The following is an 8,444-nucleotide window of genomic DNA, read 5'->3' as shown; positions in this document are numbered from 1 at the left end:
TCTCCTAATTGAAATTCAGGGATAGCTTAATCGTTTTGACGAGTTACTTGCAGGTGCATTTGGCTAGACGCTTACTTTTAAAGAGGGCACTATTCACTATAGCGGACAAAATGGGTTTAATCTAACTCAAAAGCTAAGTGTCCTGCCATGCATATCTAGTAGCATTATTTTTCGTATCAGAAAATATTCTTAAGTATATATTTGAGTGCTCACAATGCATTCTCAATAAAATCAACACAAGCGAATGGCCTAACCCAAAAAAAACATGAGGCTGGATCCAAAGCTATAGGGTAGTCGCAAGCATCTTTATGACTTAACAGATTCTTTTTAATTTCGTGATAGAACTGAGGGAATCTAACATGTTCATCATCTACCACTAAATACTCTAAAGTTAGCTTTTGCAATCCAAAATTAATGATAAATCTCTGTTTTTCATTTGTATTTTTTACCAAGAAGTTCACTTCAGGCGAAGCTACAACACTTTTAATTGAAATAGTAGGACAGAGCGGAAAGCCAAATACAGTATATTTTTCACCCTCAATTTGAAATGGAATGGGTAGTAAATCTGGATTATTGTTACCTATACCTGTTAAAAAATCCGCACAGTTTAAGAGCCAGTCGAGATGATATTCTGTATTTTTACAAGAAATGTACTCGGCGCGATTAGCTTTAGTTTTTGCCTTGTTGCTCAAAGAGTGAGCTGATAACTCATCTAATTTAAATCTGGTGGCAATCAATCTAAATGGGGTGTTATTCACTTGAATATCTGAAAATAAAACAAAGTGGTTATTTGACTGTGTCTTAAAATATGGCTCCCAGCTTAATTTTAACTCATCGACTTTAATAATATACTTCGATTCGTCATCAAGCCCAAAGAGTTTGTATAAAAGTGAAATAAGTTGAGTTCGTGTTATGTTTATAGTCACTAACTTTTCTAATCGAAGAGCCATTTTTTCTATATTTTGGTGTAGTGCGTGTACTAAGTTACAGTCATCAACTTCACAAATGAGTAAATATTTAAGTTTGTCATTCTCTAATAAACGATAAAGCCCTCTCTCTTCTCCATCACTTTTAACGGAAGAACATAAATCATCAAAATTGATACTTTCATAAATTGCTTTTGCTAGTAGGTCTTTGCCAAAGTATACAGGCAAATTAAGGTACTTTTCTAAAAATGTGGCTTGAAGATTTAATTTATAGACTAATTGAGTTGTTGTGAGCATTTGTTGTATCCAACTTTTCGATCAAAACACTAGCCTACCAAACGCCGGTTTCAATCTTATAGATAAACAAATTTTCGGATGCTCCGCTTTGCCGTTATTCATTGTTAATTTCAATAAATTGGTAGGCACAGGCTGTCCGTTCAGCCTGTTTACAATCTAAAGGATAAGAAACGGTCTGTAAAGAGTGAGGGTAATACCCATCTCTGTAATTTATACAAATGTTATTTTATTTTTCTCATGAAATCAGAAGGTTCAATACCAAAAGCTTTAATTATTATATCTTCTATTTTTCCATCCACATAGTTGGTGTTCAATGTATTGTTAAGGTTACGCACAATATTGTTCATATGGGCATCAAGTAATTTGTACAAGAAAATATCAGAATTTGGCTGAAGTGAAGCCAATAGCAATAATTGGTTATCTAATAGGTCAGAATTTAGTGAATCTCTCAAGTGAACCCAATCATCACATTGGTAGACACACATAGCTAAATGAGATTGAGCTTGTCTCAATGGAACATTAGTATTTTTAGAGAGACGTTTTGCTTGACGTTTAATGTTCGAAAGAAGTTCGTCGTTTGATAGCGACATTATTTCACCAATAGAAATACTTCAACACAAAGCCCACGCACTTTATATCGAGTATATTTATTGGAAAAACTTAGTTTGATAATTCAGGGTAAACTATTTGGCTCGCCAGTGGGAGCTGGCCTCCCTGCGAGGCCATAGCTTTAAAAATTAAGCTATGGCTATTATTACATATTTTTATAAATAATGAATAAAGTAATACGTTAAACAATGTTCAGCAGAGTTAAATTTCGACTTCAATATTTAGTCGCTCATATTTGACCTAAAAGTTTCGATGAATAAAATAGGACTTTATCTTATAGGCAGCTAAGAGCGACCAAGAGACACTCACTGTAATCATGTGCTATCAGCTCAATTCTATAAAGCGGACATTCCCCCAACTCATTTATGCCCCTTTATCATCTAGAGTAAAGATTCTAACCCACTTTAGTCTGCAATATTTTTCGGCCCCCTAACTGCATAGCCATTCAATTTCCTCATCTAAACTTATTAAGGCCACTTCTAAAGTTAGACTGGAGGTCAATTATGTGGACGAAGAAAGGTCACTTAACTGGGCAGAAAAAGCCCTTCAAGCTCGAAGACATCTGGCGAATTCGCACTAGACTCGAAATCGAAGGAAACATCATGGAGCTAGCGTTGCTGAATCTCGCCATCGACTGCAAGTTACGCTCATGCGATTTACTTAGGATGAAAGTTAGAGATATATCTTCTGGCGGTGTCATTCAAGATCGTGTTCTTTACAGCCAAAGCAAAACTGGTCGAGAGGTACAGTTTGAGATCACTTCCCGCACAGCACAATCCTTGACTCAATGGCTAATACTCAGCCAATTATCTGCACCAGATTATCTTTTCCCAAGCCCTCGCAAACAAGGTAAGCCAATGAGTTATAGCTGCTATGCCACCATTATTCGCCGCTGGGCAACTGAACTTGGCTACGATCCTTATCTTTATGGTACGCACTCAATGCGCCGTACCAAGGCGACGTTAATCTATGCTCGCACCAAAAACATTCGGGCTGTTCAGCTGTTACTTGGTCACGTGAAGCTAGATAATACAATTCGATATTTGGGGGTCGAGATAGAGGATGCGCTGAACATCTCTGAAGGGATAGACTCATAACAAGGTTAGACACTAAATTCAAATTATGTCGATCTTGAGTTGAATCAATATTGTATCTTTATTTCAATGCTTTATGCTAACTATCAACTGATCAAGTGTCGCATTTACTCATATGCATGTGCCGTATTTATTCCTATGGCAACAGGGTTGAGTTATAATCTGAACACTTAGGAAATTAGGAGGTTCAAATGACAGCCGTTGACCGTATTTATCATAAGATAAAGCGTTCAAGACGCTATGTGTTTGAGCGCAAAGACTTTGATGGCTTTGCTAGCTACGATCAAATTGGTCGTGCGCTAAAACAACTAGTCAAAAAAGGTGAGTTAATCAAGCTTGGCTATGGCTTGTATACCAAGGCAAGGATTAACAGCTTAACAGGCAGACCCATGCCTACTAACCCAGGGGGATGCGATGCCCTGATGCGTGAGATATTAAAGATGAAAGGGGTCGATTTTGAGATGGACAACCTATCTCTGCAAAGCCTCTCAGGTGAAAGCACTCAAATACCATCATCCGTTCATTATTCATGGAATCCTAAGCAGTTTAATCGCAAGCTGGTAGTCGGCAATCGAGTACTGGGGACGTCTCAGAAAACGGAAAATAAAGCACGTTAAGCCCATTGCAGACTCTAGATATTGACGAGTACGTCGGGTTTTCTCTTGTTTGAGTTGCCTCTTGTGGTAAGATAGTAATCAATTACTATCTTACAAGGAGTGCTCGTGGACCCCCATCCAAAGCATCTGCCGGCCGATGAACGTCGTGCCGTAACTGTCGAGTCCGTCGTGGCGCTTGCCGGTTCACAAAACCCAAGCGAGATAACCACTGCGGCTATCGCTAAACACATGAACTTGACCCAGGGTGCGCTGTTTCGGCACTTCCCGAACAAGGAAGCCATTTGGCAGGCGGTCATGGAGTGGGTAGCAGAGCGCCTATTAGCCAGAATCGATCGATCCGCACAAGGAATCGAGTCGCCCTTGGCAGCCATGGAGGCGATGTTCATGAGTCACATCGAATTCGTAGCTGAGCACCCAGGCGTGCCAAGAATGATGTTTGGTGAGCTTCAGCGTGTCGAATCGACACCGGCCAAGCGCATGGTGCAAACCTTGATTCAGCGCTACGGCGAACGTTTGCATCGTCTCATCGAGAAAGGCAAGGCCAGCGGCGAGTTGTCTCCCTCGCTTGACAACGAGGCGGCGGCAACGCTGTTCATTGGCACGATCCAGGGCTTGGTCATGCAATCGCTGTTGGCGGGTGATGTGGGACGTATGCACCGCGATGCGCCGCGCGTCTTTGCAATTTATCGGCGTGGCATAAGGAGTGCGCAATGAAAAAGTTACCCTTGCAAGGCCGCACCCTGGCACTGCTTGCCGTCATCATTCCTTTGCTGGTGCTTTTTATTTATGTCGGTCTGCGATCAGGGCCGCTCGCCCCGGTCGCTGTGACGGTGGCAAGCGTGGAATCACGGGCTATCACACCGGCGCTGTTCGGCATCGGCACGGTGGAGGCGCGCTACACCTACAAGATCGGGCCGACGTTTGCCGGGCGCGTCAAACGCCTGGAGGTGCATGTAGGCGACCAGGTCAAGGCCGGACAGGTGCTCGGCGAGATGGAGCCGGTCGACCTTGATGCTCGGGTGCGCTCACAGGAGTCTGTATTCAAGCGGGCGGAAGCGGCTTTGCGCGAGGCAGAAGCCCGGCAAGCCTACGCGCAAACCCAGGCGCGCCGCTATGAGCAATTGTTTGCGGTGCGCTTGACCAGCGAGGAAATCGTCACCACCAAGCGGCAGGAACTGCAGATCGCCGATGCCGCCCTATCCGCCGCTCGGGAAGATATTGCCCGGGCACGCTCCGACCGCGAAGTACTCCTCGCGCAGCGGAGCAATCTGCGCCTGATCGCGCCGGTCGATGGTGTAGTCACCGTGCGCGATGCCGATCCCGGCACGACCATCGTCGCGGGCCAGGCCGTGGTGGAAGTGATCGACCCCAAGAGTTTGTGGATCAATGTGCGCTTCGACCAGATCAGCGCATCGGGGCTGGCTGGGGGGCTGCCGGCTCATATCGTCCTGCGTTCGCGTGGTGGCCAGACCTTGAAAGGTCGCGTGCTGCGGGTGGAACCCAAGGCCGACGCGGTAACCGAGGAAACGCTTGCCAAGGTGACATTCGATAACAAACCAGAACCTTTGCCACCAGTGGGTGAACTGGCCGAAGTCACGGTTGACTTGCCGGCGCTCCCGGCCGCTCCACTGATCCCCAACGCTGCCGTCCAGCGTGAAGGCGATAAAGTTGGTGTCTGGCAAATCGTGGATGGTGATCTGCATTTCTCCCCGGTCAAGCTCGGCACTTCCGACCTCAATGGTTACGTGCAGGTGCGCGAAGGGCTCAAGAATGGGGACCAGGTTGTGACCTATAGCGAAAAGGCACTGACGGCGCGCAGCCGCATCCATGTGGTCGAGCATATCCCGGGAGTTTCACGATGATCAGCCTGGCCGGCCGCGACATTCTCCATGCCTGGGGGAAATTCGTCTTCACCGGCATCGGTCTGGGTCTGCTGATCGGCGTCACCCTAGTCATGGCTGGGGTGTACCGAGGCATGGTGGACGACGGCAAGGCGTTGCTCGACAACAGTGGCGCTGACCTTTGGGTGGTGCAAAAGGATACTCTGGGTCCTTATGCGGAGTCGTCCAGCCTCAACGATGACGTGTATCGCGCCATTCTCGCCATGCCGGGAGTCTCACAGGCAGCGAACGCGACCTACCTGACCATGCAGGTACGCAAGGGCGAGAGTGATGTACGCACCATGGTGGTCGGCATCGCGCCCGGTGCGTTGGGGGCTACACCCGGATGGCCTCCTTATCTCGTCGCTGGACGCCAAATCACGCGCGGTCACTACGAGGCTGTGGCCGACATCGCCACCGGCTTCAAACTGGGAGATCGTCTTGCCATTCGCCGCAATCATTACACCGTCGTGGGGCTGACACGGCGCATGGTGTCGTCCAGCGGCGACCCGATGGTATTCATTCCGCTCAAAGATGCCCAGGAGGCCCAGTTCCTCAAGGACAACGATGCCATCTGGCAAAGCCGGCGTCGCACCGAAGCCAACCCGGTCTTCAATCGACCCGGTGATCCAGGTTTGCTGGATGCCGTGATTGCTTCACAGAGCAGCAACGCGTTCGTCAATGCCGTGCTGGTCACTCTGAAACCTGGTCATGCGCCGGACGAGGTTGCCGAATCCATCCAGCGCTGGAAGCGTTTGACGGTCTACACCCGGGCACAGATGGAAGACATCCTCGTCGGCAAACTGATCGCCACCTCAGCCAAGCAGATCGGCATGTTCCTTGTGATTCTGGCCATCGTTAGCGCGGCCATCGTTGCCTTCATCATCTATTCGCTGACGATGGACAAAATCCGTGAGATCGCGGTGTTGAAGCTCATCGGCACACGCAGCCGAACCATCGCCGCGATGATCATGCAGCAGGCGCTCGCCCTGGGCGTGATTGGCTTCGTGGTCGGCAAGATCACAGCCACCTTTTCAGCACCGGCTTTTCCAAAATATGTCCTGCTCACGCCAATGGATTCTGTCGCCGGTTTTTTTGCCGTGCTCGTGATCTGCGTTCTAGCTAGCCTCGTCGCCATTCGCATGGCACTCAAGGTCGACCCGGCCGAAGCCATTGGAGGTTGAGATGAGTGGCAAAGGGATACACATCGAAAGTTTAAGCAAGCGGTATGGCGATGGTGACACCGCTGTCTTTGCCTTGAGAGACGTGAATATGCATGTTGCGCCTGGTGAAGTGGTGGGACTGATCGGCCCTTCCGGGTCCGGCAAGAGCACGCTGCTCAAGTGTCTGGGTGCGGTGATCGAACCGACCGCCGGTCGCATGACGCTGGGCGATGAAGTGATCTACGCCGATGGCTGGAAAGTCCGCGACCTGCGCGCCTTACGGCGTGACAAGATCGGTTTCGTTTTCCAGGCGCCGTACCTGATTCCGTTTCTCGATGTCACCGACAACGTGGCGCTGCTGCCGATGCTTGCAGGCGTCGCGAATGGAGAGTCGCGCGCGAAGGCACTGGAATTGCTCACAGCGCTTGATGTGCAACACCGAGCTCGCGCAATGCCCTCGCAACTCTCCGGTGGCGAGCAGCAACGGGTCGCCATCGCGCGCGGACTGGTCAATCGTCCGCCGGTGATCCTGGCCGATGAACCCACTGCGCCGCTGGATTCCGAGCGCGCCATGGCTGTAATCCGCATCCTCAACGACATGGCCCGGAAGTTCGAGACCGCCATCATCGTCGTCACCCATGACGAAAAGATCATCCCCACATTCAAGCGCATCTACCACATCCGCGACGGCGTGACCCATGAGGAAGCTGGCGAAGGGCGGGAGTTCGAATGAGAGAACGATTGAATTACAGGAGAATTTCATGACCCACCGCAAACACAGCCACGAATTTGGAACTATCACCCTGACCGTTACGGCCTGCCTGCTTTATGGGGTTTTCAGTTGCCAGCTTGGGCTGGTGACGCTACCCAGGTTGAGCTACTGGCGCTACGCAAGATCATGCAGGAACTCGGGCGCAACATGCAGGCTATTACCGGTGCGATTTCGCAGGAGGAATGGGTTCAGGTCGTTCAGCTCGCCCCAAAAGTTGCTGCACACCCCGAGCCACCGCTTACTGAAAAAATGCGCATCCTTGCTTACCTCGGCGCTGATGCGACCAAGTTCAGAAACTTTGACGCGCAGACTCACGAGGCGGCGCTGGCCATGAAGCTGGCTGCTGCGAGCAGCGACGGCAAGGCGGTGATCCAATCATTCGCCCACGTGCAGGAAAGCTGCTTGGGCTGCCACCAAGCTTTCCGTAAACCTTTCGTGGAGCATTCATCTAATTAAAGCGCCTAAAGAGTGTATTGATTACGTGATTCTGCACGAGCTTTGTCATATCGCTGAGCACAACCACAGTGAGAAATTCTGGCGCTTATTAACAAGCGTGATGCCTAATTGGAAAGCAGTAAAAGCCCGTTTAGATGGAATGGCGGAGCTGTATTTGAATGAGTAAGGATTGTTGAATGACATGCCCAACTTGTGAAAAGCATATTGGCTGGGATTGGCTCGAAGATGAGTGCATCGAGCCAAACGAAGCCTTTGACTGCCCACACTGTGATGAAACCTTGCGCTATGAAGTGGATGAAGGTACTTACCTTGGTGCTCAGCATGTAACGATTGAAGTTGTGGATGATTAGGTAAATTATTTATATCCGAGTGCCTATTCATTTAAGGTGAATAAGTATTTTCATTGTTCCATGAAGGTTTCGATGCATCGAATCTTTACTCTAACCAATAAATGTCCAGAGACGGGTTATGTATATAACTCGCCTTTGCCCCACAATAAGTTAACTTAATTACTCTAAAGGTGGCTTTGAGCGAAAAACAGGCTTTCAGGTCATATGCACCAAAGGCCAGCACTGCTCAAAAAGCATACGTTAATAATTACTTTCTTATATTAATCATAAAAACTGGGAC

11 protein-coding genes are annotated in these 8,444 nt (G+C 48.5%); 9 read left to right on the top strand and 2 right to left on the bottom strand.

Annotation, left to right across the window (positions count from 1 at the left end; all coding sequences use genetic code 11):
- Window positions 1-209 precede the first annotated feature (209 nt).
- Both A9479_RS10990 and A9479_RS10985 read right to left on the bottom strand, forming a co-directional pair.
- On the bottom strand, window positions 210-1,223 hold the full coding sequence (locus A9479_RS10990; protein ID WP_064663441.1) for a hypothetical protein: 1,014 nt from the start codon (window positions 1,221-1,223) through the stop codon (window positions 210-212).
- 221 nt (window positions 1,224-1,444) lie between these two features.
- Window positions 1,445-1,813, bottom strand: a complete 369-nt coding sequence (locus A9479_RS10985) for a hypothetical protein (RefSeq protein WP_064663440.1) — start codon at window positions 1,811-1,813, stop codon at window positions 1,445-1,447.
- Window positions 1,814-2,335: 522 nt separating this feature from the next.
- On the opposite strand from A9479_RS10985, the gene A9479_RS10980 reads away from it, so the two are divergent.
- The 9 genes from A9479_RS10980 (at window position 2,336) to A9479_RS19945 (ending at window position 8,164) form a co-directional block, all read left to right on the top strand.
- The gene (locus A9479_RS10980; protein WP_064663439.1) at window positions 2,336-2,929 is read left to right on the top strand and encodes a tyrosine-type recombinase/integrase; all 594 of its coding nucleotides are present in this window, start codon (window positions 2,336-2,338) and stop codon (window positions 2,927-2,929) included.
- Window positions 2,930-3,117: 188 nt separating this feature from the next.
- Window positions 3,118-3,543 carry a DUF6088 family protein gene (locus A9479_RS10975; RefSeq protein ID WP_064663438.1) on the top strand — a complete coding sequence of 142 codons (426 nt, stop codon included), beginning with the start codon at window positions 3,118-3,120 and terminating at the stop codon, window positions 3,541-3,543.
- Window positions 3,544-3,648: 105 nt separating this feature from the next.
- A complete protein-coding gene (locus tag A9479_RS10970; RefSeq protein ID WP_064663437.1) occupies window positions 3,649-4,257 on the top strand; it encodes a TetR/AcrR family transcriptional regulator in 609 nt (202 codons plus the stop codon).
- Window positions 4,254-5,405 (top strand): efflux RND transporter periplasmic adaptor subunit, encoded by a 1,152-nt coding sequence (locus tag A9479_RS10965; protein ID WP_064663436.1) that lies wholly within the window; start codon window positions 4,254-4,256, stop codon window positions 5,403-5,405. Before A9479_RS10970 ends, A9479_RS10965 begins: the two co-directional genes overlap by 4 nt.
- Window positions 5,402-6,607, top strand: a complete 1,206-nt coding sequence (locus A9479_RS10960) for an ABC transporter permease (RefSeq protein WP_064663435.1) — start codon at window positions 5,402-5,404, stop codon at window positions 6,605-6,607. The genes A9479_RS10965 and A9479_RS10960 overlap by 4 nt, the downstream gene beginning before the upstream one ends.
- Window position 6,608: 1 nt before the next feature.
- Entirely contained in the window at window positions 6,609-7,319 is a 711-nt protein-coding gene (locus A9479_RS10955) for an ABC transporter ATP-binding protein (RefSeq protein WP_004393997.1), read from the top strand.
- Between the two features lie 108 nt (window positions 7,320-7,427).
- Window positions 7,428-7,814, top strand: coding sequence for a cytochrome c (locus A9479_RS10950; protein WP_064663434.1), 387 nt, complete (start codon window positions 7,428-7,430; stop codon window positions 7,812-7,814).
- Window positions 7,801-7,980 (top strand): M48 family metallopeptidase, encoded by a 180-nt coding sequence (locus tag A9479_RS19715; RefSeq protein WP_331711896.1) that lies wholly within the window; start codon window positions 7,801-7,803, stop codon window positions 7,978-7,980. Before A9479_RS10950 ends, A9479_RS19715 begins: the two co-directional genes overlap by 14 nt.
- 10 nt (window positions 7,981-7,990) lie before the next feature.
- Complete coding sequence (locus A9479_RS19945; protein ID WP_004394002.1) at window positions 7,991-8,164, top strand: hypothetical protein; 174 nt, start codon at window positions 7,991-7,993, stop codon at window positions 8,162-8,164.
- The last annotated feature ends 280 nt before the right edge of the window (window positions 8,165-8,444 follow it).

It is taken from the genome of Pseudoalteromonas sp. MQS005 (assembly GCF_001661605.1).
Lineage (GTDB): Bacteria > Pseudomonadota > Gammaproteobacteria > Enterobacterales > Alteromonadaceae > Pseudoalteromonas > Pseudoalteromonas tetraodonis.
This window is presented reverse-complemented; position numbering and strand designations above follow the sequence as displayed.

Excerpts from the sequence above, each read along its gene's own strand:
- A9479_RS10960 (WP_064663435.1), top strand. The coding sequence starts at position 5,402 with ATGATCAGCCTGGCCGGCCGCGACATTCTCCATGCCTGGGGGAAATTC.
- A9479_RS19945 (WP_004394002.1), top strand. The coding sequence starts at position 7,991 with ATGACATGCCCAACTTGTGAAAAGCATATTGGCTGGGATTGGCTCGAA.
- A9479_RS10975 (WP_064663438.1), top strand. The coding sequence starts at position 3,118 with ATGACAGCCGTTGACCGTATTTATCATAAGATAAAGCGTTCAAGACGC.
- A9479_RS10990 (WP_064663441.1), bottom strand. The coding sequence starts at position 1,223 with ATGCTCACAACAACTCAATTAGTCTATAAATTAAATCTTCAAGCCACA.
- A9479_RS10985 (WP_064663440.1), bottom strand. The coding sequence starts at position 1,813 with ATGTCGCTATCAAACGACGAACTTCTTTCGAACATTAAACGTCAAGCA.
- A9479_RS10955 (WP_004393997.1), top strand. The coding sequence starts at position 6,609 with ATGAGTGGCAAAGGGATACACATCGAAAGTTTAAGCAAGCGGTATGGC.
- A9479_RS10965 (WP_064663436.1), top strand. The coding sequence starts at position 4,254 with ATGAAAAAGTTACCCTTGCAAGGCCGCACCCTGGCACTGCTTGCCGTC.
- A9479_RS10980 (WP_064663439.1), top strand. The coding sequence starts at position 2,336 with ATGTGGACGAAGAAAGGTCACTTAACTGGGCAGAAAAAGCCCTTCAAG.